This window comes from Pseudogemmatithrix spongiicola (genome assembly GCF_030623445.1).
GTDB classification, from domain to species: domain Bacteria; phylum Gemmatimonadota; class Gemmatimonadetes; order Gemmatimonadales; family Gemmatimonadaceae; genus Pseudogemmatithrix; species Pseudogemmatithrix spongiicola.
Genome location: NZ_CP130613.1, coordinates 2,379,678 through 2,402,693, shown reverse-complemented (window position 1 = coordinate 2,402,693; position 23,016 = coordinate 2,379,678). Strand labels below are relative to the sequence as shown.

The 23,016-nt window shown below is 65.3% G+C and carries 20 protein-coding genes; 2 read left to right on the top strand and 18 right to left on the bottom strand.

Annotated elements, in window-relative coordinates; translation table 11 throughout:
- Positions 1-894: 894 nt before the first annotated feature.
- The 13 genes from Strain318_RS11025 to Strain318_RS10965 form a co-directional block, all read right to left on the bottom strand.
- Complete coding sequence (locus Strain318_RS11025) at positions 895-1,815, bottom strand: IS481 family transposase (RefSeq protein WP_367885752.1); 921 nt, start codon at positions 1,813-1,815, stop codon at positions 895-897.
- Between the two features lie 264 nt (positions 1,816-2,079).
- Complete coding sequence (locus Strain318_RS11020; RefSeq protein WP_367885751.1) at positions 2,080-2,541, bottom strand: hypothetical protein; 462 nt, start codon at positions 2,539-2,541, stop codon at positions 2,080-2,082.
- Between the two features lie 321 nt (positions 2,542-2,862).
- Positions 2,863-3,378, bottom strand: coding sequence for a hypothetical protein (locus Strain318_RS11015; protein ID WP_367885750.1), 516 nt, complete (start codon positions 3,376-3,378; stop codon positions 2,863-2,865).
- A 180-nt stretch (positions 3,379-3,558) separates the two neighbouring features.
- Positions 3,559-4,104: a hypothetical protein gene (locus Strain318_RS11010; protein ID WP_367885749.1), complete on the bottom strand. Its 546-nt coding sequence runs from the start codon at positions 4,102-4,104 to the stop codon at positions 3,559-3,561.
- Positions 4,105-4,330: 226 nt separating this feature from the next.
- Positions 4,331-4,492, bottom strand: a complete 162-nt coding sequence (locus tag Strain318_RS11005) for a hypothetical protein (protein ID WP_367885748.1) — start codon at positions 4,490-4,492, stop codon at positions 4,331-4,333.
- A 166-nt stretch (positions 4,493-4,658) separates the two neighbouring features.
- The gene (locus tag Strain318_RS11000) at positions 4,659-5,135 is read right to left on the bottom strand and encodes a hypothetical protein (RefSeq protein ID WP_367885747.1); all 477 of its coding nucleotides are present in this window, start codon (positions 5,133-5,135) and stop codon (positions 4,659-4,661) included.
- Between the two features lie 132 nt (positions 5,136-5,267).
- The gene (locus tag Strain318_RS10995) at positions 5,268-5,681 is read right to left on the bottom strand and encodes a type II toxin-antitoxin system death-on-curing family toxin (protein ID WP_367885746.1); all 414 of its coding nucleotides are present in this window, start codon (positions 5,679-5,681) and stop codon (positions 5,268-5,270) included.
- Entirely contained in the window at positions 5,678-5,872 is a 195-nt protein-coding gene (locus Strain318_RS10990; RefSeq protein WP_367885745.1) for a DNA-binding protein, read from the bottom strand. Before Strain318_RS10990 ends, Strain318_RS10995 begins: the two co-directional genes overlap by 4 nt.
- Positions 5,873-6,019: 147 nt before the next feature.
- On the bottom strand, positions 6,020-6,352 hold the full coding sequence (locus Strain318_RS10985; RefSeq protein ID WP_367885744.1) for a type II toxin-antitoxin system PemK/MazF family toxin: 333 nt from the start codon (positions 6,350-6,352) through the stop codon (positions 6,020-6,022).
- The gene (locus tag Strain318_RS10980; protein ID WP_367885743.1) at positions 6,346-6,585 is read right to left on the bottom strand and encodes an AbrB/MazE/SpoVT family DNA-binding domain-containing protein; all 240 of its coding nucleotides are present in this window, start codon (positions 6,583-6,585) and stop codon (positions 6,346-6,348) included. Before Strain318_RS10980 ends, Strain318_RS10985 begins: the two co-directional genes overlap by 7 nt.
- A 530-nt stretch (positions 6,586-7,115) precedes the next feature.
- Entirely contained in the window at positions 7,116-10,337 is a 3,222-nt protein-coding gene (locus Strain318_RS10975) for an efflux RND transporter permease subunit (RefSeq protein ID WP_367887953.1), read from the bottom strand.
- An 8-nt stretch (positions 10,338-10,345) separates the two neighbouring features.
- The gene (locus tag Strain318_RS10970; protein WP_367885741.1) at positions 10,346-11,575 is read right to left on the bottom strand and encodes an efflux RND transporter periplasmic adaptor subunit; all 1,230 of its coding nucleotides are present in this window, start codon (positions 11,573-11,575) and stop codon (positions 10,346-10,348) included.
- A gap of 13 nt (positions 11,576-11,588) precedes the next feature.
- Entirely contained in the window at positions 11,589-13,040 is a 1,452-nt protein-coding gene (locus Strain318_RS10965) for a TolC family protein (protein WP_367885740.1), read from the bottom strand.
- Positions 13,041-13,242: 202 nt separating this feature from the next.
- Here Strain318_RS10965 and Strain318_RS10960 point away from each other — a divergent pair, with 202 nt between their 5' ends.
- Together Strain318_RS10960 and Strain318_RS10955 are read left to right on the top strand one after the other, a co-directional pair.
- Positions 13,243-13,653 (top strand): ArsR/SmtB family transcription factor, encoded by a 411-nt coding sequence (locus Strain318_RS10960; RefSeq protein WP_367885739.1) that lies wholly within the window; start codon positions 13,243-13,245, stop codon positions 13,651-13,653.
- A gap of 74 nt (positions 13,654-13,727) precedes the next feature.
- On the top strand, positions 13,728-15,905 hold the full coding sequence (locus Strain318_RS10955; RefSeq protein WP_367887909.1) for a heavy metal translocating P-type ATPase: 2,178 nt from the start codon (positions 13,728-13,730) through the stop codon (positions 15,903-15,905).
- A gap of 21 nt (positions 15,906-15,926) precedes the next feature.
- On the opposite strand, the gene Strain318_RS10950 is transcribed toward Strain318_RS10955, so the two are convergent.
- The 5 genes from Strain318_RS10950 to Strain318_RS10930 all read right to left on the bottom strand — a co-directional run bounded on the left by Strain318_RS10950 (position 15,927) and on the right by Strain318_RS10930 (position 22,703).
- Positions 15,927-16,847: an IS481 family transposase gene (locus Strain318_RS10950; protein ID WP_367885738.1), complete on the bottom strand. Its 921-nt coding sequence runs from the start codon at positions 16,845-16,847 to the stop codon at positions 15,927-15,929.
- 785 nt (positions 16,848-17,632) lie between these two features.
- A complete protein-coding gene (locus Strain318_RS10945; RefSeq protein WP_367885737.1) occupies positions 17,633-18,736 on the bottom strand; it encodes an NHL repeat-containing protein in 1,104 nt (367 codons plus the stop codon).
- Positions 18,737-18,981: 245 nt separating this feature from the next.
- Positions 18,982-19,596: a plasmid pRiA4b ORF-3 family protein gene (locus tag Strain318_RS10940; protein WP_367885736.1), complete on the bottom strand. Its 615-nt coding sequence runs from the start codon at positions 19,594-19,596 to the stop codon at positions 18,982-18,984.
- 527 nt (positions 19,597-20,123) lie between these two features.
- Positions 20,124-20,639 (bottom strand): hypothetical protein, encoded by a 516-nt coding sequence (locus Strain318_RS10935; protein WP_367885735.1) that lies wholly within the window; start codon positions 20,637-20,639, stop codon positions 20,124-20,126.
- Between the two features lie 171 nt (positions 20,640-20,810).
- Positions 20,811-22,703 carry a hypothetical protein gene (locus Strain318_RS10930; RefSeq protein WP_367885734.1) on the bottom strand — a complete coding sequence of 631 codons (1,893 nt, stop codon included), beginning with the start codon at positions 22,701-22,703 and terminating at the stop codon, positions 20,811-20,813.
- Between the last annotated feature and the right edge of the window lie 313 nt (positions 22,704-23,016).

Genomic DNA, 23,016 nt, shown 5'->3' with positions numbered 1-23,016 from the left:
CTTAGCAGGACAGAGTGACGGGGAAGCTGCCACGACACGACCTCGCGCTCCACCTCTCCCGCGAGGCGCCGCCGAGCACCACCGGCATGGAGAAACACACGCCCGCCTGATGCACCAGCGCGTCTCAACTCGTCCGGATTCCTCAGGGCGCTACAAACGGCATCCAGAATGGGATTCTTTGGAACATACCACCGGGGGGCGTCGCCGATGTGGTGACCAATGCCATTGTTCAAGAATGGCTCCCACCGCGCATCGAAGGACACTACAATCGCACCAGAGGCATCCCGGAAGCGGTCGGGGAGCGATAGCGAAGTTCCTTCGGCAATCGGTGGGGGAGCGCCTCGGAACGGGCTTGGGCTCTTGTGGGCACAAGCAATCGCGATTGCAAGCTCGAAGGCAGCCAGGTCATTCTCTGATATCATTGCTGAGTCTGTCTTGGCATAACGTGTGCTTCTGCTGCAGCTGCTTCAATAAGACGCAGTTGTGGGGCGGCCGCTAGGCCGTCCCACGCCCCACAGGGCGGCCGCCCCACAACTGCTTCCCTAGCCGCAGCTGTCGGCAGCAAGCGTCGTTATCGCGCGCGTCGTCGGCGCGCGCGGCGGAGCGCACTAACCGCGCGGGATGCGTAGGCGATGCCCGTCGAGCGGCCTGGGCCGTCCGCCAGGATCCGACCGTAGGTCGCGGAGTCTCGCGGGACACTCACACGCAGAACCGTTCGGCGCGGACCCCCAAAGCACTGGCGACGAACTTGCGGATCACGACGCACTTCCCGCGACGCGAATGCCGCAGATCGCCTGTCCCCCGGCACAAGTCGCGATAACGTGTGCTTCTGCTGTGGACGCTCCAATAAGAGGGTTGGGCGGGGCGTCCGCAACCAAGCCTAGGTGTAGTGGCTCAGCACGTTGTTGACAGGTGCTGGGCGAGCCGCATCGCCGGGGTCGTGTTGCCGAGGGCGCTGTGCCGCCGCTCGGTGTTGTAGAAGGAGAGATAGTGCGCGAGCGCCCGGGTCCGCCAGCCTGAGCGCGCATACGCCCGGTTGTAGGCCCATTCAGTGATCAGCGTGCGGATGAAGCGCTCCGCCTTCCCGTTCGTCTGCGGCCGGTAGGGCCGCGTGAAGCGCTGGCCGATGCCGAGGGCCAGGGCCTGCTCGCCGAAGGGCAGCGCGCGGTAGCAGCTGCCGTTGTCGGTGAGCACGCGCTCGACCGTGATGCCGAGCGCCGCGTACCACGCGACCGCCCGCGCGAGGAAGCCGGCCGCGGCTTCCGCGGTCTCCTCCGGCAGCACCTCGACGTACGCGAGGCGCGTGTGGTCGTCGATCGCGACGTGCACGAACTCCCAGCCGCGGCCGTGCGTCCGCCGGGTGTAGTCACCGTGGATGCGGTGCCCCACGCGCGAGATGCGGGCAAGCTTCTTGATGTCGAGGTGCACGAGCTCGCCGGGCCGGTCCCGCTCGTAGCGGACGATGCGCCGCGGCCCGTCGACGCGCGGCAGGCGGCCCAGGCCGAGGCGGCGCAGCTCGCGGCCGACGGTCGAGAGCGGGATGCCGTAGTGCTGGGCGATGCGGCGGCTGGACCAGCGCTGGCCGCGGCGCTTGCGGATCTGCCGCCGCCAGCGGCGCGGGATCCGCGTCGGCGACCGGTGCGGGCGCGACGACCGGGTCTCGACGTCGTGGGGGCGCTCGAGCCACGCGTAGATCGTCTGGCGGGAGACCGCGAGGTCGCGGGCGACCTGCGCCACCTTCGCGCCGGCGGCGACGCGGCGGCAGGCCTCCCGTCGCAGATAGGGCGTCAGGCGTGCATTCTTGTGGGTGTTCATGGGGCCTCTGGCGTTGCCGGTTGAGTGGACTCGACAACCCCAGCTTGGTGAGGCTACGCCCTGTGAACAACCTCCTGAGTCACTACACCTAGGTCATCACGGACGCCCCGCCCAACCCAACCGCACCCGCGGCCATCGGCAGCAAGCTGCGTTAGCCGGCAGCCTTCTTGCGCGGATAGTCAATGTTCAGAGCGCAATGAAACGCTACTCGCGCACGCCGGCGAGCGGCCGTGGTCGCTATGTCGCGGCTGGTAACGCCTAGCCTTACGGACGCTGCAAGCGAGCAAGTAGCTCCTGTGTAAACTCTGGCATCCGGGCGTTGACTCGGTCGCTCAGGAGTTGCCCGACCTCGAGATTCACACGTCCGAGTAGCAGGGCGAGCCCCTCATTCTCCGGTCGCTCGTAGAACGCGATGAGCGACTCCGCCTGCCGTTCACTCAAGCGGAGCCGATATGTGTGGACTAGGGACGGAAGTATCGAATCGTACGGTGCGACGCGATCCAAGAAGTCCTGAAGCAAATCCACGTGCTGTCCCAGCAGTGGATTCGCGGCGACGGTCCGAAGCATCTGCGCTTTCGTCTCCGCGAACTGCTCGCGAGAGCTGAGGAGCTCTAGGAGGCGTTCGGTGCGCTCGACGCTCGCTCGCCTCTCGACGTGCTGCACGCTCTGGGCGCGAGCGTCTAGGCTGGCAAGAGCCAGCAGGGAAACCAGCACGAACATCTTCATCGAAACCTCGAGTAGCTGTTGCAGTCGCTGTCGGACGCTGGGCGAATGGTGCGTGCCGGAGCCCCGGCGTAGTAGCATCCTAGGCACGGAGTAAGCATGAAGAACGCGGTGAAGCCGACACAGCTCGGGCGCGACGTAGATTCGAGAGCGAGGCAGAGATGTGCACTCCGGAGGTTCGCACCTTGTCCGGCTAACGTGTGCTTCTGCTGCAGCTGCTCCAATAAGATGCAGTTGTGGGGCGGCCGCTAGGCCGTCCCATGCTCCGCAAGGCGGCCGCCCCACAACTGCTTCCTTCGCCGCAGCTGTCGGCAGCAAGCGTCGTTATGGCGCAGGAGCCGTCTGCGCGCACCCATCGAGGACGGCAATGACCGTGTCGAGCACGGCGACGACGTCCCACAGCTCATCATCATCGAGCGTGGGATCGTCGTCCTCCTCGGGGTCTTCGGCGTCCCTGCCGATGACCGCCTCGAAGACGGCCGCCATCAGATGTGGCTGCGGCGAGCCGTTGAACATCTGCTCGGCTGGGTAGCCGGCGTCGACGAGAGCCGCCGCGTCCGCGATGCGCCTATCGGAGCGCTCGAACTGCTCGGTGATCTGGTCTTCGGTCGCGGCGCGGACGGCTGCAAAGTGTTCGCGATAGAGCTCGTAGCAAGCCACCATGCAGTCGCGGGCGATCTCCTGCGCGTCGTCGCTCAAGTGGTGCGTGAAGCCGAGGACGAAGCCCGTCAGCTCATCCTGGAAGGGCCCGCAGCGCGCCTCAAGCGTCGCCCACTCCTTCGGCGAGCTTCGCATCACGCGATTCCATGTCGTGGCCACCTGTGCAGGCGTGAACTTCATCTATTCATTGGGTAGTCGCCATAACGTGTGCTTCTGCTGTGAACGCTCCAATAGAAAGCAGTTGCAGGGCGGCCGCTATCCCTTCGCGTTCTCCATAGGCGGCCGCCCTGCAACTGCCACCGCACCCGCGTTCATCGGCAGCAAGCGTCGTTATGTGGCACCCGTCCGACGCGCGCGGGTTCAGCGGATGGATGCGGGCGTCCCGAGCGGCGCGCTGAGCCGAATGGCAAACACGCCGTCCGTGAACGCCACGGGCTCGGGGTGCGGCGTTCGGCCGTCCGCCGGAGACAGCAGGAACTGCACGGTGCCTACGACAAGCTCGCCCGTCGTGCCGAGTGCCGAGAGGGTGAGGGTGCCGGGCGCGAGGGAACTCGCCTCGCGTTCGCTGTAAACCATGTCGCCGCCGGAGACCTCCGTCAGGATGACCTGCGACTCGGCAAGGCTGTACGTGCCGAGCCCGGCGACCGCGATGCGAATGCTGAGATACTCAACGGTGTTGCGCGCGCGGATCCGTCGCTGCGCGAAGAGATGAAGAGAGTCGGGCGCGCCCGGTGTGTGCTTGATGCGCGCCTCGGCCAGGGCGAGAAACGGTTCGCTGCCGAGGAGCCCGGCCAGACGTGCGTCGCTGGGCGGGCCGGAAGGCTCGGTCGGTGAGCCAGCGCAGCCAACGGAGAGCAAGAGCGCGCACGTCAAACGGAACCAAGGCGCACGGGGCGCGGGACGCACACTCGAAAGTCTCATACCACTGTTACCCTTGCATCTCAGAGAATGTCACGTGTCCACATAACGTGTGCTTCTGCTGCAGCCGCTTCCATAAAAAGCAGTTGTGGGGCAGCCGCAGGCTGTCCCATAGAATAGTGCGGGTGCCCCACAACTGCATCCTTAGCCGCGGCTGTCAGTCAGCAAGCGTCGTTATGCGGTGCCCGTCCTCACATCGCGAGCTAGGGCAACGCTAACCGTCGAGCCGACGCGCGAGCTGCGCGCCGTAATACATGCCGACGCCGAACCCGATCATGCTGGCGATGAAGCTGCCCATGAGACCGCTCGCAGAGCCGAGCCACCAGCCCAGGCTGCTGCCGAGCGTTGTTCCCACGAGCACGAAGACTTTCTTCACGAGGGGAGCTGTGACCGTGAGCGCGGGAGCATCCGCATAACGTATGCTTCTGCTGCAGCCGCTTCCATAAAAAGCAGTTGTGGGGCAGCCGCAAGCTGTCCCATAAACAATAGCGCGGCGGCCCCACAACTGCATCATTGGCTGCGGCTGTCGGCAGCAAGCGTCGTTATCCGGCCGCGTACGACACAGCGTCTTGGAGGAGGCAAGCCTGCGGCGTGTTGAGCTGCAGAATGGCGTGGATGCTGTCAATCGCGCGTGCGGCGGGCACCATGACGCGGAGATTGAGCATCGCGATCGAGCGCACGGTGAAGGCGCGCACGCTGTCGGCCGGCACAGGCATCCACGCCAGTCCGTCTTCGCCGCTCGAGCGACCATGCGTGCGCAGCGCTCCAGGCACCGAGTCCCACGTGAGCATGGCAACGGTCGGCAGCTTGAGGCCGCGATGGCCGCCGAAGACGCGCACGAGAATGGAGTCGCGCGGCGCGCCGCTTCCAGCAAAGATGATGGCGACGCTCGTGTCACGCGGTGTGAGTCGCGCAGGACAGCGGATAAGATCGCTGAGCCGGGGCGGGTCATTGAAGGCCAGCGGCCGCGCGGATCCCGCGAGGAGCGCGAGAAAAGAGAGCAGTAGCACTCTACGCACGACGCGCACTCTCCTGTCCGGATAACGTTTGCTTCTGCTGCGGACACCCCAATAGAATGCGCGGGCGTAGCCCGCGCTACCATACCGTGGCCGTCGGCAGCAAGCATCGTTATCGCGCGGCTGTCGGCGCGCTCAGCCGAGCCGGTAGGTCACCAGGTGCTGGCGGATCCACTCCGCGAATGCGTCGCGGTCGATGGTTCCCGCCGCGACCCCAAGGATGACACGCTCCGCGTCGTCGACGCTGGCCTCAAGCTGGTGCCCGTTGAGCACCAGAAAGACTTCGAGCGCCGCGTGGCCGATGCGCTTGTTGCCGTCGACGAAGGGATGGTTCCGGATGAGCGAGAACCCGAGGGCTGCCGCCTTCTCAACGAGCGTCGGGTAGAGCTCGGCGTCGTCGAACGTCGCTCGCGGCTGTGCGAGCGCCGACTCCAGCGCGCCAAGGTCGCGGATGGCGGACGAGCCACCACCCGCGACAAGGACGCGACCGTAGAGGTCGAGAACTTCAGCGAGGGAGAGGAACCGCGCCGCCACGGGCGACCCGGTCACGCGAGCCGGCGATACAACTCGGCGTTCTTCTCGACCACGTGCGCGGCGGCAGCCTCATAGGCGGCTTCGCGGCGATCGAGGAGGTCGCGCAAGGCCGCGGCCGCCAGCGCATCCGCGGGCACGTTCAGCCGCTGGGCGATGGCGTTGAGCCGGCCCTGCTGGGCCTCAGAGAGCTCGAAGGACAGGCGCATGATTGAAGATACCCCGGAGCCTGCAATTCTGCCACGCGCCCCGTCGCGATAACGTGTGCTTCTGCTGCGGACACTCCAATAGAATGCGCGGGCGCAGCCCGCGCTACCGAAGCGTGACCGTCAGCAGCAAGCGGCGTTAGCGTGCCGTCACGCGCGGAACATCTCGCCGAGCACACCGAGGGCCTTCGCGAGGGTCGGGGTAGTGAGGGCGCCGAGGCGCTTGACCAGGCGCTCACGGTCGACGGTGCGGAGCTGGTCGAGGACGACGTGGCCGTCCTTGCCGCTGAAGCGCACGGGAATGCGGAACGGGTACGGGTGGCTACCGGTGGTCAGCGGCGCGACGATGAAGGTGCCCATGTGCGCGTTGAGCTCGTCGGGCGAGACCACGACGCAGGGCCGCGTCTTCCGGATCTCGCGGCCGCGGGTGGGGTTGAGCTGGACGAGCCAGACGTCGCCGCGGCGGACGGGGACGTCTACCACGCCCACTCCTCGTCGTCGAAGCGCGTGGCCGATGGGGCGTCCACGAGGCCAGTCGGCCCGAACTTGGCAGCCGCTTCCGCCCACCCGGCGCGCGCGGTAGCCGCGGGCGCGATGACGAGGGCACCGGCCTCGACCCGAATCTCGACCTCATCCTCGAGGCCGGCCTGCTCGAGCAGGGGCTTGGGTAGGCGGAGGCCGCGGGAGTTGCCGATGCGTACGAGGCGGGTCTTCATTGGGGCTCCAAGAGGCAGTACCCACAATGTAATCACGCTAGCGGCCGCGCGGAAGTCGGTTAGGTCACGCTAACGTTTGCTTCTGCTGCGGACACTCCATAAAATGCGCCCGCGTAGCGGGCGCTACAATACCGTGGCCGTCGGCAGCAAGCTTCGTTAGCTGGCGGCGGGATGATGCCAATTGCCCTTTGGCCCTAGGCAGAGCGTGTGACGCGGTATCACAATCGGTGTTGCCGCCGCAATTCAGCCTATGACCTCCGGTGCTGACGATTACCGGACTGCCCAGCTGGGCTGCCACATATAGCTGCAGACTCATCGTCATCGGCGCGCTTCTATTCAAGATACGGGTCCGCCGGATCTCCCTTAACAGGCCGCAATGACCGAGCCTGTAAACGGATGCCGTGTCTTGCACGAGTCGCTTCAGCCTGAGTGTCGCAACATTCGAAGGTCGTTCGCGATCAGGATGAACTCGCTCACCCCGAAGGGCGCGTGGTGGTGCACACAACACGTCGAGCACGAGAGCACGTAGCTTAAACCACTGGTGATTCCGCTTCGACAGACACTTGCGCCGCTCTCGCCTGCCGTCCGCGCCGTCGTTCGATCGCCGCGTAGAGCGTGGGTATGACCAGCAGTGTCAACAGCGTCGAAGTGATGAGCCCGCCGATCACTACTGTTGCGAGAGGACGCTGGACCTCCGCTCCCGTTCCGTGAGATGTTGCGACAGGTATGAAGCCGATCGACGCGACGAGCGCGGTCATCAGCACAGGCCGGAGCCGGGCCCGAGCGCCATCGACGGCGGCTTCGTCTCCTTCGGAGCCGTCGGATCGCAGCCGTTGGACGGTCGATAGCAGTACGAGTCCGTTGAGCACAGCGACGCCGAAGAGCGCGATGAAGCCGATTGATGCCGAGATGCTGAGGTGTAGACCACGCAGCCAGAGGGCGAACACGCCGCCCACCGCAGCGAACGGGAGATTCACCAGCACCAGACCCGCGAGCGTCCAGCTCTGGAGGGACGCGTAGAGGAGCAGTGCGATAAGCGCGATCGATACCGGAACGACGAAGCGTAGGCGTCCCATGGCGCGCTGCTGATTCTCAAACTGCCCACCGTAGGTCAGAAACACCCCCGGCGGGACGTTCACGTCATTTGCGATCTGGGCCTGTACGTCACCGACGTAGCCACCCAGATCACGCCCTCGGACGTTCGCTTGAACGATGACCAGGCGCTGCGCGCTCTCACGACTGATCTGCACCGGGCCCGACTCCATGCTGATATCGGCCAACTCCGCCAGCGCCACTCGCGCGCCTGACGACGACGGCACGGTGATACTGCCGATTCCTTCAGGAGTATTGCGGTAGCCCGGGGGCACGAGCACGACCGCATCGAGCGTATACGTGCCCGCAGGGCCATCCGTGATCGGTGCAACCGGTTGCGCGCCGACCGCAACCGCGAGCGCCTGACGCACCTCCTCGACCGGAATCCCGTAGCGCGCCATCGCGACGCGGTCCATGCGCACCGCTAGGTACCCTTGACCCGTTGTAGTCTCGACGGAGACCTCGGCAGTTCCCGATACTTTTCGGATTGCCGCCGCGACACGTTCCGCTGTCTCCCGGTTCACCTCGGGATCGTCACCGAAGACCTTCACGGCGAGGTCGCTGCGCACGCCCGAAATCAGCTCATCGAGACGCATCTTCACCGGCTGCGTGAACCCGAAGCCGACACCCGGAACTTGCTCATTGAGGTTCTGCTCCAGCTCCTCGATGAGGTCCTGCTTCTCGACGTCTTCCCGCCACTCGTGGCGCGGCTTGAGCATCACGAATACATCGCTCTGGTTCGTTCCCATTGGATCGCTACCGACCTCGGCGCGTCCCATACGGCTCACGACCGTCGTGACCTCGGGCGTCTGCCGCACGACGCGTTCAATCGCGCGGTGCACTTCACCCGCATGCGACAGCGAGATGCTGGGGTCTTTGGTCGCCTGCAACAGAATCGACCCCTCATCCAGCTCGGGCAGGAACTCGGTGCCGAGGCGCGGCACGAGCATCATGCTCGCGCCGAAGAGCGCCACCGCCGCACCGATGACGAGTGCCGGCCGACGCATCGTCGCTCGCAGCAACTGCGCGTAGCGGCGGTCCATCCAGTGCTCCAGTACCACGGCATATTGCGCCTCTCGGGCGCCACGCCGGAACAGCCATGTCGCCACTGCCGGCACTGCGATCAACGCAAGCAGGAGACTGCCGAAGAGGGCGATCGCTACCGTGATCGCCATCGGCTGGAACATGCGCCCCTCGAGCCCCTGCAGAGTCATGATCGGCACATACACGAGCATGATGATGAGTACGCCGAACACGATCGGTCGGCCGACGTCTTTCGCTGCGGCGACGATTCGCGCGTTTGTCTCTTCGCGAGACATCTCCCGGTCAATGCGAGGCGCAGCTGGGTACGGGCCCGCCTCCTCGTGCGGGTGCGTGTTGCGCACCGGATCTGCCTGCATCCGCCGGACGAAGTTTTCCGCCATCACGACAGCGCCGTCCACGATCATGCCGAAGTCGATCGCGCCGAGGCTCATCAGGTTGGCGGAGAGCCCCAGCCACCGCATCCCGATAAACGCAAAGAACAAGGAGAGTGGGATGGTCGCGGCGACGAGCAACGCCGCGCGCACGTTCCCAAGAAAGAGCAGCAGCACGGCGATCACGAGAAAGCCGCCCTCGAGCAGGTTGCGCTCGACCGTCGTCAGCGTGCCCTCCACGAGGTCCGTCTGATCGTAATAGGGCACAACCACGAGACCCGGCGGGAGCGACTGGTTGATCGCGGCAACGCGCTCCCGGACTCGCTGGACGACCTCCCGGCTATTGGCGCCGCGGAGCATCATCACGATTCCACTCATCACCTCACCTTCACCGTCGCGCGACACGGCGCCTTGACGCACCTCGGGCCCGTAGCGCACGTCAGCCACGTCGCCGACCAGGACCGGGACACCGCCCTGGGATCGGATCACGGACTGACGGATGTCGTCGAGGCTCGCGGCCTGTCCAAGACCGCGCAGGATGTATTGCTCGGTCTGATGCTCGACATACGCGCCGGCGGGCACTTGGCTGTTCGCCTCGACGGCTTCCACGACGTCACCGATCGAGAGACCGTAACCCGCGAGCTTGTCGGGCGAGACGACGACCTGCGCCTGGCGCACCAATCCGCCAAACGTATTGACCTCGACGACACCAGGCACGCTGCGGAGTTGCGGCCGCACGACGCGGTCGTGCAGCGTCCGGAGCGCCATCAGCGCACTGTCGGATCGTGCTGCGTTCGGATGCAGCGTGTCCTCGAGCGTGTAGAGATAGATCTCACTCGTCGCGCCAGCCATTGGCCCGAGCGTCGCCTCTGTCCCCTCAGGAAGTTGATCGCGCATCGACTGCAGGCGCTCATTCACGAGCGAGCGAGCGAAGAAGACGTCGGTGCCGTCCTCGAACACGACGGTGACCTGAGCGAATCCGTACTTCGAGATCGAGCGCACCTGCTCCACTCGCGCCACGCCATTCACCGCGACTTCGATGGGAAACGTGAGGAGCCGCTCCACTTCGATCGGCGAGAGACCGGGTGCCTCCGCAAGGACGGCGACCTGAACGTTGGTCAGGTCAGGAAATGCATCGACGCGCAGCGTCCGAAAGGCCCACGTTCCGGCACCGACGAGCGCGACGAGGGCAATGACGATCAGAACGCGGGCGCGGACTGCCCACTCGATGAGTTTATCAATCATTCGGGGCTCTACTCATCTTCCACAAGCGACGCCTTCGCGAGCTCGGACTTGAGCGTGAAGGCTCCCCGAACGACCACGCGATCGTCGGCATTGAGGCCGCTGATGACGTTGACGCGTCCGCTCGCCGGCCCGGTGCCCGACAGGCCGGACGCGATCTCGATCGTCCGGCGCTCGTACGTCCGCGGCTCTAACTCGACGAAGACGTATCGCGTCGCGCCGTCGGTGACGACAGCGCTCGAAGGAACGGTCAGGACGCGAGCGGCTGGCGCGCCTCCTCCTCGGAGGCTCACGCTGGCGAACATTCCAGGCTTGAGCCTTTGCTCGGCGTTCGTCACGGCAATAAGAGCCTTTGCGGTGCGCCGTTCAGGATCAAGCACATCGCTGACGCGCGTCACGCGCCCGGCGAACGCGGTCTGTGACGCGCCCACCGCGATGATCATGGCGGCCTGACCCACACGAACGGCGGGGAGCAGGCGTTCGGGAACGTCTGCCGCGATGTTCACGACCGAGAGGTCAGCAATCTTGTAGAGTGGCGTCCCCGACTCGACGGCCTGCCCGGCGAGCGCGCCAGACTCCACAATGCTTCCGGTGAATGGTGCCGATATCGCAAGCATCGCTTCGGGCGCACCACCGGACTCGAGCCGCTGCATGGCCACATCGCTCGCGCCAAGGAGCGCGAGCCGGCGTTTCGCCGCGTCGAGAAGAGCCTGCGCACCCTCGGCGTCGGCGGTTCCGCGGAGCGCTTCGATGCGACGCAATGCCTGGAGGAGGTCGTTTTGGGCGATCGTGAAGGCGGGGCTCTGAATGAACGCCACCTGCTCGCCCTGCTCGACCCGGTCTCCTGGCACGGCTAGCAGCCGCTCGATCCGTCCACCGGTACGCGGCGAAATATAGGCCACGCGCGCCGGATCGAACTCGACCTGCCCGGGCACTTGGAGGCCACCGGCAGCGGCGCTCATTTGGTCGAGGCCCGGAACTTCGACGAGAATCCGCGCGGTGCGGAAGGCCGCCTCGGTGAGCGTCACGCGGTTCGAATTCTTGCCCTCTCCGGCGCCTTCGTTCGAAGCCTCCTGATTCCCCGATGCACCGTCGGTTTCGGCACGGGCCGCGTCCTCCGGCCTTTCGGCTGCCATTTCCGGTCTTGGGCTCTCTCCGGAACAGGCGGCGACGGTGAGTCCAAGGACTACTGCGATGGTGACGGCGCGGCGTTTCTGCTTCGTTCTGATGAAGTCGAGCATCGGGGTATCCGTGTTAGCGGTCATCGCGGCCCCGGTCAGCGCCAGACCCAGCGGTCGAGGGAGACATCATCGCTGAGGACGGCGCGCCGGAGAGCAGCTCGGCGAGCGACGCCAGCGCGTCAATCGACGCGCGAGCACGTTCGATCTCGACCCGCGTCAGGGCGCGCTCGAAATCGAGAAGATCGAGAAGGGAGATGTCGGTGATTCGGTACGCCGCGAGGGCGCTCTCACGCTCCTCGCGGGCGGCGCGAAGCAGCGCTGCGTCGTAAGAGGTGGCGCGTCGTCGTGCGGCCTCATACCGTGCGCGAGCGACACCGAGCGCGGCGCGGACGGCGACGGAAGCCGCGCTGCGCTCCGCCAACGCGACTGCAGTTTGCCGATCGGCCGCCTCGAGGGACGCGCGGTTGGCGCGGCCAGCGGTAAACGGCAGCGTCATACCGACTGAAAGCACGGGCCCAAGCCCCGGAGGGGAATTACTGTCCTGGCCGATGCGCTGGAGGCCCAGCGAACCCGCGAACGAAGGCCGTTGCTCGGCGAGCAGGAGTTGCCGCTGTGCTGCGGTCAGGGCTATTCGAGCATCCGCCAGCCGCACATCGGCGGCCGTAGCGACGAGCGACTCGACTGATGGCGCCTCGGGCAATCGCGCCGCCACGGTGAGGAGAGCCCCAAGCCCCTCACCACGGTCGAGGCTGTCGAAGGATGCCGCAGCGATTCCGGCAGCGGCAGAGTCGCCCCCGATGAGTCCCACGAGCGTGACCGCCGCGACCTCGATCTCGCTTTCGGCGGCGACCCGATCTCCATTTACGCGAAGGCGTTCTGTTCGCAGACGCAGCACATCGACGTAGCGCGCTTCGCCGACGCTCAAGCGGGCCCGCACCGACGCCTCGGCGGACGCGAGAAGAGAGTCTTGAGCCGCGAGGCGCCGCACGATGGCGCGCCAGCCGACGGCGGTGTAAAGCGCCCGTGTGGCCTCAGCCAGGACTCGTCGTTCGGTGGCGCCTAGCGCGACGCGCGCCGCCTGCACTTCCATATCACCGACGGCACGTTCACCTTGCGTACGAGCTGAGGATAGGAACGCACGGGAGATCTCCACGCGAACGCTCCCCCGATCGAGACGTCCGTTTCTCGCGTCATCCACCTCGGAAACCAGCAACCCCGGTGAGGCGAAACCGCTCGCGTCTCGCCTGGCTTCCGCAGCCGTGATCTCGGCGCGACGCAACGATAGCTCGCGCGATGCCGCGAGCACCGCTGTTCGAAGCCGTGGCGGGAGCAGCGACGCGAGCAGTGAGTCCACTGCGTGGACGGGGGTTGCCGGAGAGTGCGTTTGCGCGAGAAGCTCTGGCGTCCCGACGCATAAGAACGAGATCGCCCCGATCACCACAATTGTCTTGGACCACCGGCCGACACGTCGTGCGCGGTGCCAGCCGCGTTGGGGGATGGGTAGGTTCAAGGTGTGACGTATCATGTGGTGGTGTGCGACCGGACGCCCGCGACTAAGGAGCGTCGATGACGAGCCGGGCGGCGAGTCCAGAGATGAGAATGCGCCCACGAGATGTTGCGTCGCTTACTTGGCGCTGGTATATTGTATGAACATCTGCTCAGGTATTCACTAACGTATGACGTCCCCTTCTGGTCCGCAATCCCCCAGCCGAGGCACCGGCAATCGCGTGCGTCGGACCGCGCACGCGGTGAAGCGCGCAGCAGCACCTGGCGATCGCGCTGACCTCTGTGAGGTGCAGTGGGTCGACAAGGAGAAAGTCGCACTGGCAGGCGCCTCCCTGCCCGAGTTGCGAACCCTAGCGGCGTTGGCTGAAACCCTTCGAGCCCTCGGCGACCGGACGCGGCTGCAGATCGTCTGCGCGCTCGCGACCGAAGGTGTCGACGAGCTTTGCGTCTGCGATCTGGCGACGCTCATAGGCGTCTCCGAATCCGGAGTATCACATTCGCTACGCACGCTCCGGCAGCTCGCCCTGGTGCGATACCGCAAGGTTGGGAAGATCGCGTACTACTCGCTGGACGATGCCCACGTCGGCGAGCTGGTGCGAGAGGGCATTCGCCATCTGGAGCGAAACGGGTAGGGGTGGTTCCGTGAGTGGCGTCGGCAGAACGAAGGGTTGATCCGCTTCACACCGTACATGAGAGGAAATGATTGGTGCGCGACGTGAGGAACACATCCGACGAGCAATTCGTGGCTGTCTCGGGCGACGCGGAGGCGACGCTCGATGTCCGGGTCGCGAACCTCGACTGTGAGAACGACGCCGCAAAGATCCAGCGGGCGCTCGGTGGCGCGCCCGGAGTCTCAAAGATCACCGTATACCCGAAGGCGGCACGCGTCTCGGTCCGCTTCGCGGCCGGCACCACGTCCGCGGACTCCCTCAAGAATCAACTCCGCGATCTCGGCTTCCCGGCACAGGGACCGACGACCATGGTTGCGCGGCCCCGTCCATGGAGGAATCCAAGGGTCGTCACGTCGGCGCTGTCGGGAGTTCTCCTCCTTACTGGTTGGCTTCTCTCGCGTGGCGGCGCGCCTGAAGTCGCTGCGACGGCCGTCTTCATCGCTTCGCTCATCATCGGCGGCTATTACTTCGGCCGCGAAGCGATCGAGGAACTGCTCCTCGAACGCGAGGTCGGCATCGAGTTGCTCATGGCCACGGCGGCTGTGGTCGCGACGCTGATGGGCGAGCCATTCGAAGGGGCGATGCTCGCTTTCCTCTACTCAATGTCCGAGGCGGCGGAGGGGTACACCGGCGAGAAGACTCGCGCTGCCGTCAAGGCGCTGATGAACCTCGCGCCGAGGACCGCGCGCGTACGTCGGGACGGGGGCGAGGTCGACATTCCCGCCGAGGAGGTCAAGGCCGGCGACGTCTTCGTCGTGCTGCCAGGGCAGTCCATGCCGACGGATGGCGAAGTAGTGATCGGCCAATCCAGCGTCGACCAGGCACCGGTCACGGGCGAAAGCGTGCCAGTGGAGAAGAACGTCGGCGATACCGTCTTTGCCGGCACGATCAACGGCGAAGGCGCGCTGGAGGTGCGCGCGACGAAGGCGTTCGCAGACAACACCATCGCGCGCATCATTCACATGGTCGAGGAGGCGCAGGAGCGGAAGGGTAACAGTGAGCGTTTCATCGAGCGCTTTGGCAAACGCTACAGCCCGGCCGTTCTGGCCATCGGAATCCTCATCGCCATCCTCCCGCCGCTGCTGACCGATGCCGCGTGGCGAGAGTGGATCGCCCGAGCAACGGTGTTCATCGTCGCGGCCGCGCCATGCGCGCTCGTGATCTCGATTCCTATCGCGCTCGTGGCGACGCTAGGCACTGCGGCACGACGCGGCGTGCTGATCAAAGGAGGAGTGTTCGTAGAGGATCTGGCGAAAGTGCGGGTTGTCGCGCTCGACAAGACGGGCACGATCACGCACGGCGCGCCTGAGGTCACCGACATGATATTGCTCGCTGGCTCACCGCTCGCCGCCGAACGTGTGCTCGCCGCGGCCGCAGGTATCGAGTCGCGAAGTCAACATCCGCTGGCGCGAGCCATCCTTCGATACGCGAAGTCGCGTGGTGTGACACCGGCGTCGATCACGGACTTTCGCTCGCTCACGGGGGCCGGTGCCGCGGCGCGTCTGGATTCAGCAAACGGAGGACAGGAGGTGCTTGTCGGGAGTCCCGCGCTATTCGAGCGCGAGCTCCGCGTGTCGCTCGGTGAAGTGGCCGCGGACGTCTCTCGATTTCAAATGGAAGGCAAGACCGTGATCGTGGTTGGCGACGCGGGTTCGGCCTGGTCCATTCTCGCCATTCGTGACAACGTGCGTCCCAACGCGGCGTCGGCCATTCGTGCGCTCCACGCGTCCGGCGTCCGCACCGTCGCGATGTTGACTGGCGATAACGAGCGAACGGCCAGGGCGATCGCTCGCGAAGTCGGCATCGACGAGGTATACGCCGACCTGACACCCGAGGACAAGGCGGGCATTGTCCGCAATCTCACGGCACGCGACGGGCACGTAGCAATGGTCGGTGACGGGGTGAACGACGCGCCCGCTTTGGCAGAAGCGACTGTTGGCGTGGCGATGGGCGCCGCGGGAACGGACGTCGCACTCGAGACTGCCGACGTGGCGCTGATGGCGGACGATCTCGACAAGCTCGTATACGCGCTTCGCCTCGCCCGACGCCACGAGCGCGTCGTGCGGCAGAACCTCGCACTCTCCGTCATCGTGATCACGGTGCTGGTGGTGGGCGCGGTGCTCGGCCAGCTTACGCTGCCCTTGGCAGTGATCGGCCACGAGATGAGTGAGTTCGTGGTGATTGCGAGCGGACTCCGCATGCTGCGCGGATAGGCGGAGCCTAGGTGTAATGACCTAGCACGTTGTTGACAGGTAGAGGGCGAGTCGCTGGGCCGGGGTGCGATCGCCGAGCGCGCTGTGGCGGCGCTCGGTGTTGTAGAAGGAGAGATAGTGCGGGAGCGCGCGGGTCCGCCAGCCGGAGCGGCCGTACGGGCGTTCATAGGCCCACTCCGCGAGCAGCGTGCGGATGAAGCGCTCCGCCTTGCCGTTCGTCTGCGGCCGATACGGGCGCGTGAAGCGCTGGCCGACGCCGAGCGTGAGCGCCTGCTCCGCGAAGGGGAGCGCGCGGTAGCAGCTGCCGTTGTCGGTGAGGATGCGCTCGACGACGATGCCGAGCGCCGCGTACCAGGCGACCGCGCGCGCGAGGAAGGCCGCCGCGGTCGGTGCCGTCTCGTCAGGCAAGACCTCGACGTACGCGATGCGCGTGTGGTCGTCGATGGCGACGTGCACGAACTCCCAGCCGCGTCCGCGCGTGCGGCGGGTGCGGTCCCCGTGGATGCGGTGCCCGACGACGCCGATGCGCCCGAGCTTCTTGACGTCGAGGTGCACGAGCTCGCCGGGCCGCGCCCGTTCGTAGCGCACGAGGCGCCGCGGGGGCTCGACACGCGGCAGGCGCCCGAGCCCCAGGCGGCGCAGCTCGCGGCCGACGCTCGAGAGTGGCAGGCCCGTGTGCTGCGCGATGCGGCGGCTCGACCACCGCTGCCGCCGCCGCTTGAGGATCTGCCGGCGGTAGCGGCGCTTCAGGCGCGTCGGCGAGTGATGCGGCCGCGACGAGCGCGTCTCGACCTCCGCGCGGCGGCGCAGCCACTTGTAGATGGTCTGCCGCGACACACCGAAGGCGCGGGCGACCTGGGCGACGGGCGTACCGGCCCACACGCGGCGGCAGGCCTCCCGTCGCGCGTACGGGGTGAGTCGTGCATTCTTGTGGGTGTTCACAGGGCCTCTGGCGTTGCCGGTTGCGTGTCTCGACAACCCCAGCTTGGTGAGGCTACGCCCTGTGAACAACCTCCTGAGCAATAAGACCTAGGGCAGATGATTTCGTGCTGCGCACCAGACTCGTGCACCAAAGAAGCGCGCGCGCCTCGCCAAGTCATCTGCGCCATCATCAACCGGCGCATTTGAAGGAGGTGCGTAACGAGCCGTCCACGCCAGAAAGAGTTCCCTCGACCGGCTCGTCGAGTTCATCGAGATGTGGGCCCAGAATCAAGCGCCCGCCCACCTGCTTCCCGGACGAAGTCCGTCTGCGCCAACCGCAGTCAGCCTGCGGCCCCTCGAACGCACGGACTACTTGCCCTGCTGAGGAGCTGGGTCGTACCGCTGCGACGGCCGCCGTGCCCGGTGCCCAACCTCCAATGAAGATGAGGCGCGTTCTCGGTGGCCTCGCGAACAACGGCAGTGGCATCAGGTCAAACGCGTAGAGCCAAAGGCCATTGCTCCTGCGAAACGTCAAATCTCACATCAGGAAGGCGGGCTCACGGTTCGAGGCGCAACGATGTGCGCGCTGTGCGAGCGACTTCACGGCATACTCCAAGAGTGAAGAACTTTACCTCACTGAGAGCGCCGTTTCGTCCAGCTAACGTGTGCTTCTGCTGCGAGCGCTCCCATAAAATGCGGTTGTGGGGCCTCGGCCAACCTTCCGGAAAATGGAGCCGAGGCCCCACAACCGCTACCGCACCTGCGCTCGTCGGCAGCAAGCGTCGTTATACCGCGCGCGCCGACATTCACTGCGGCAGACTATACCGCCGCACGAAGGAGAGGTCATCCTCGTCGATGCGCACCGTGTAGACCGTGCCATTCCCGAACCCGATCAGGCGTTCTCCACGCGGCAGACGCACCGCGCCGACGCGAACGCCGTTCCGATCGAGCAGATCGTACCGCAATCCCGAACTCTCGTCCGCATCGTAGACCGAGATCCATGCGCGCTGCTTGGCGTCTATGAGGATGACGGCGTCTCGGAGCGGTGGCTTGAACTGCGGCCAGCGCTCTGGCTCCGCGACGCGAAGGGCGTTGGCGTGCTGAACGGCGGCCGCAGACCGGGCATTCCGCCGCGTTTCCGCGAGTGCGCGCTGCGCTTCGGCCATGTGATCCTGCCGGTCGCGCGCGGTGACGGGAAGCGGCCTGAAGGAGATGGCGGCAGCGGCTCGACGCGAGCCATCGGGCAGCACGAGCTCGGGAAGATACGTGGCTCCTCGCACGACGATGAGCCGGCCATCGGGGAAGACGCCCCATGCGTCCTGCGTGGCGAAGCCAGAGGCACGCAGCGTGAAGCGGTCGCGCGCGGTGCGATGCGGGCGCATCAGCGGCTGGATAAGCGCGAGGGTGTCGCGCCGACGCCCGGAGATTCTGATGACAGCCGCGGACTCCGCCTGCACCAGCCCCCGATCGGCGCGCACCCAGTCTCGGAACTCTCCATAGAGGCGGCCCGACGCATCGGCTGCACGCGGAAGGATGGCGAATGCGCCTTGGCTGTCGGCCGCGCGTGTGCGCTGCGGTACTCCAAGCGGGCTCAGCACGAGTACGCGATCCTGCGCAACATCCCAGACCAGGACTTCGCCATTCGCACCACGAATGATTGGGGAGGCACCCTGGAACTCACGAGGGCCGCTACCGGTGCGTGCGGCATCGACCAGCGTGTGCCGTCGAAGATCGCCGATCAATAGTCGGCGCTCACGGAAATCACTGATGAGCACCCTACCGTCTGCGAGCTCTAGGAACTCACCAACGTTGCTCACCGGCTCGCCGAGCTCGATGGCAGGACCGGGTAGCGCCACGACGCGCGGAGGAGCAGTCTGCGCTGGAAGCGCCTCGACGATGAGCGAGCACATGGCGACGGCTACGCCGAATGTCGGACCGAGGGCTGGTCGGGCGCGCTGAAATGCTGGGCTCCGCGTCAAGCTTTCTCGTGCGAGAGGTGTCGGCACCACCAGTGAGCGGTGGTCGGTATAACGTGTGCTTCTGCTGCAGCCGCTTCCATAAAAAGCAGTTGTGGGGCGGCCGCAGGACGTCCCATAGAATAGCGCGGGCGCCCCACAACTGCATCCTTACCCGCGGCTGTCGGCAGCAAGCGTCGTTATATCGCACCCCAAGCGCAAGCCAGCACGACTGCATGGTCTGCAGCGGGCCGGTCGAAGACGGCGGGATCGAAGCCGCGCGGAACCCAGTAGTGCGCCTGGTCGTGATCAGGATTCCGCGAATCCGCGAGCGCCTCGAGGAGTCTCGCGTACCCGAGCGGCCCACCGCAATCCTCGGGCGGCGCGGCGCGTTGTCCGTCGAGCACTCGAGGCATCGGAATTGCGCGCGGGTTCATCGGCTCACGCGCGACGTGCACGACTTCGAGGTCGTGCTCCCAATCGTCGCCGTAATCGTACGTATAGATGAGTCGCGCGCCACGCTTCAGTTTAAGCGAAGCCAGGGTCGTGACCGCCGTGTCGATGCCCGGCATCTTGTTGACGACCGGCACGAAGCGCTTGCGGCCGATGCGAAAGTCGTAGAGGTGATAGTCCAACCACGCGAACACGCACTGCAGCACGCGATGCAACTGCGCGAGCGTGTAGGTCTCTGGCACTGAAATCTCCCGCCAGATGGGCGGTTCGATGCCGCGAATGCTGACGCGCAAGACGATGACGCCGAGCGTCGACGCGGGGCGCGAGTGGAGCGTCAGCGTGCGCTTCTTGGGCGTTGGCATCGAAAGGTTGCGGTGTCGATATAACGTGTGCTTCTGCTGCAGCTGCTTCAATAAGACGCAGTTGTGGGGCGGCCGCTAGGCCGTCCCACGCCCCACAGGGCGGCCGCCCCACAACTGCTTCCCTAGCCGCAGCTGTCGGCAGCAAGCGTCGTTATCGCGCGCGTCGTCGGCGCGCGCGGCGGAGCGCACTAACCGCGCGGGATGCGTAGGCGATGCCCGTCGAGCGGCCTGGGCCGTCCGCCAGGATCCGACCGTAGGTCGCGGAGTCTCGCGGGACACTCACACGCAGAACCGTTCGGCGCGGACCCCCAAAGCACTGGCGACGAACTTGCGGATCACGACGCACTTCCCGCGACGCGAATGCCGCAGATCGCCTGTCCCCCGGCACAAGTCGCGATAACGTGTGCTTCTGCTGCAGCTGCTCCAATAAGACGCAGTTGTGGGGCGGCCGCTAGGCCGTCCCATGCCCTACAGGGCGGCCGCCCCACAACTGCTTCCGCACCCGCAGCTGTCGGCAGCAAGCGTCGTTATGGCGCAGGAGCCGTCTGGGCGCACTCATCGAGGACGGCAATGACGGTGTCGAGCACGGCGAGCACGTCCCAGAACTCCTCATCGTCGAGCGCGTACGCCTCCTCCGCGTCCAATTCATCGGGATCGGGCGGGAGGAGGCCATCGATTACCGCCTCGAACAGGAGGGGCTGGGGCGAGCCGCCGTACATTTGCTGCAGCGGCGCCCCCGCATCGGTCAGCGCCTCCGCGTCCGCGATGCGTGCGCGACACCGTTGCCAGTGCGCCATGATCTGCTCATCCGTCGCCTTGCGGATGACGGGGAAGTGCTCGCGGTAGATCTCGTAGCACGCGACCATGCAGTCTCGCGCCAGCTCCTGTGCGTCATCGCTGAGCTGATACGTGAACCCCAACACGAAGCCCGTCAGCTCATCCTGGAACGGGCCGGAGCGCGCCTCAAGCTTCGCCCACTCCTTCGGCGAACTCTCCATGACGCGATTCCATGTCTTGGCTACCTGCGCTGGAGTGAACTTCATCTATTCGTCAGGTAGTCGCCATAACGTGTGCTTCTGCTGCAGACACTCCATAAAATGCGACCGCGCAGCGGGCGCTTCAATAGCGTGGCTGACAGCAGCAAGCTTCGTTAGGTGGCGCGCGCGCCGCGGCGTCGATTGCGATCGAGCTGGACCGTGGTCTCAGCTGGATGGTCAGTCTTCCTCGGGACTAAGCGTGTCCAGATCGTCATTGCCGATTACAGAAAGAATGGCAGTCGAAGCTCCTAGATCGAATCTCATCAACAGCAAGTCTCCTTCATCTGCCCCCGCGCGCCGAAGGAACGGAACAAACCCAGTCGCGGCGCCATAGTCGTAGACGCGGATTCGGCCAGACGGATTGCCGTCCATGTCAGAAGCGTCGAAGTCACGGCCGGCCAAGTATCGGCTGACTGGACTGGGGACGCCAAAGACAAAGGCTTCTATCGAGTCTGGAATGCGCGCGGCGACCCACAGGCGACCGTCGTTAGACCAGCCGTAATCGAGGACGCGTCGCTCGCGGACTCTGAGAGCCTTGGAGCGGCGCACCGACTCCACGACGACGGGATCCACGATCGCACCGCGAACTGTCCACAGGTCTGTACCGAGATGCTCGATGGTAGAACTGTAAGTGAGCGCGATTGACGCCGAGTTTGCATTCACACCAAGTGCGCCGGTCCGCTGAAGTACTGAGGATCGGTCGAGAACGCTGCTCGGAGAAGACCGAATCACTTCTACGACTGTCCGCTCGATCGGGCCAAGCTCTGAACGGTAGTCGAGCGGTCGTACCGACCGCACTGTAGAATCCGGCTGCAGTACAAATTCTGGATGCGCGGCTAGGTACGCTGCGAGAACGGCGCGCGGCGGGACGAGTAACGGCCGCCCCATTCTCCGTGCAAGGCTCTCGCGAAAACGAAACTGGCGGCGGATGCCCTCTCTCAGCCTTTCCACGTCGATCTCCGACACGAGAGAGAGAACGCGTCGAGCAATCAAGCGGAGCGGATCCGACGGTCGACTGGGATCCCAAAACCAGTCACCATGAAGGAACTCGAATGATGCGTAAGTTTGAAGCACTTCGCGGACGAGTACTTCGTCGTGATCTTGTTCGTGATTCATGCGAACGGCTGCAGCGACCTCAAGCACGTTCGAGACTCCGGAGCCGGAGAGCTGCCTTTGAGCCTCGCGGACGATGAAGCGTACGTGCGGGCCAGACTGCGATCCGACTACAGTTGGAATGTCCCGGATGCTTTCAATGCTTACTCCAGTCGCGTGCCCGAGGAGCCTCGCTGCGGCCAGAATGCTTGCAGGATGGAACGGTCTCTCGCTGATGTTGTGCTCGGCTAGCGCCTGAGCTGCTTCGGTTGCTGCGATTGGAGCGTTCTCGCTTAACCACCCGAGGGCGCGGTCGAGGGCGGGAATAAAGACTTGGTGCTTTGGTTGCCGATCGGAGAAGCGTACTTGAATCTGGCGCATACGCTCTCGAGTTACACCTGCGCGGGTCCCTGCTTCCTCGAGCGTGATTTGCGTTGGCTGTCCAGCGAGATGAAGGCGCGCAAGGAGGGCTGCGAGGCGCTTGTCCCGAACTCCGGCGGTCACTGCGACATACTCCGCCAACCCGACTTCGAGTCGTAGAGACGTGACCCGCTCAAGCTCGGGGCGGAGTGCCTTGAGCGTTTCCGCAAGTGCTGAGAAGTCGCTCTCCCGAGATTCTGGTGACGCGGTGAGGATGTCAATTTGCTCCGCCACCGGAGGTGAGCCGGCTGGAAGCCAATTCTGGAAGCGTCTGTCCGAGCCGCTGACCATTGCTGCCCAAGGTTGGGATAGTGCGTCCAGGAGCAACTCGCTCATCGCGGCTGAATCGTCCGGCCGCGTGTTGGGCGCGTCGGCGTCCGCTGCCTTTTGCATCGCGGCCTCGATGGTGCAGGTCAGATCTAGGACTGAATGCGCGCCCATTCCAGGAATACCCAGCAACTGCCCGAATGTCAGATACGGCAACTCGGATGGTCGACGGAAAACCGGGTGCTTTGAGATTGCAAATCTGGTCCGCGATTTCAACGGCAGCTCCGCCACTTCTATTGAAGGTGGCAAGGGCAACCCTATGGACTCGATTCCATCGATCTCGGAGCGCCGACCGTCGATGAGCTGCGCAAGGTACGCTTGCACCCTGGCTGCACGATTTAGCTCTGCGGGAAGCGGTCCCGAGTCAAGCGAGGAAATCGTACTGCCGCTCAGCAGTCCAAGGTCATCGCAAACCCATGCCGGCAACTTCTCATTTGACCATCGAAGTCGCAGCGACCGCGGAACCAGCGGAGCTCCGGCTTCACCCCATGCAAGAAAGGGCATAGCCCGTTGAAGGCTTGCGGAAACAGGACTCGTCATCCTA

What these genes read in the sequence shown, in the direction of transcription:
- Strain318_RS11025 (WP_367885752.1), bottom strand. Translation starts at nt 1,815, where the DNA reads ATGAACACCCACAAGAATGCACGCCTGACGCCCTATCTGCGACGGGAG.
- Strain318_RS11020 (WP_367885751.1), bottom strand. Translation starts at nt 2,541, where the DNA reads ATGAAGATGTTCGTGCTGGTTTCCCTGCTGGCTCTTGCCAGCCTAGAC.
- Strain318_RS11015 (WP_367885750.1), bottom strand. Translation starts at nt 3,378, where the DNA reads ATGAAGTTCACGCCTGCACAGGTGGCCACGACATGGAATCGCGTGATG.
- Strain318_RS10990 (WP_367885745.1), bottom strand. Translation starts at nt 5,872, where the DNA reads ATGCGCCTGTCCTTCGAGCTCTCTGAGGCCCAGCAGGGCCGGCTCAAC.
- Strain318_RS10980 (WP_367885743.1), bottom strand. Translation starts at nt 6,585, where the DNA reads ATGAAGACCCGCCTCGTACGCATCGGCAACTCCCGCGGCCTCCGCCTA.
- Strain318_RS10975 (WP_367887953.1), bottom strand. Translation starts at nt 10,337, where the DNA reads ATGATTGATAAACTCATCGAGTGGGCAGTCCGCGCCCGCGTTCTGATC.
- Strain318_RS10970 (WP_367885741.1), bottom strand. Translation starts at nt 11,575, where the DNA reads ATGCTCGACTTCATCAGAACGAAGCAGAAACGCCGCGCCGTCACCATC.
- Strain318_RS10965 (WP_367885740.1), bottom strand. Translation starts at nt 13,040, where the DNA reads ATGATACGTCACACCTTGAACCTACCCATCCCCCAACGCGGCTGGCAC.
- Strain318_RS10945 (WP_367885737.1), bottom strand. Translation starts at nt 18,736, where the DNA reads ATGTGCTCGCTCATCGTCGAGGCGCTTCCAGCGCAGACTGCTCCTCCG.
- Strain318_RS10940 (WP_367885736.1), bottom strand. Translation starts at nt 19,596, where the DNA reads ATGCCAACGCCCAAGAAGCGCACGCTGACGCTCCACTCGCGCCCCGCG.
- Strain318_RS10935 (WP_367885735.1), bottom strand. Translation starts at nt 20,639, where the DNA reads ATGAAGTTCACTCCAGCGCAGGTAGCCAAGACATGGAATCGCGTCATG.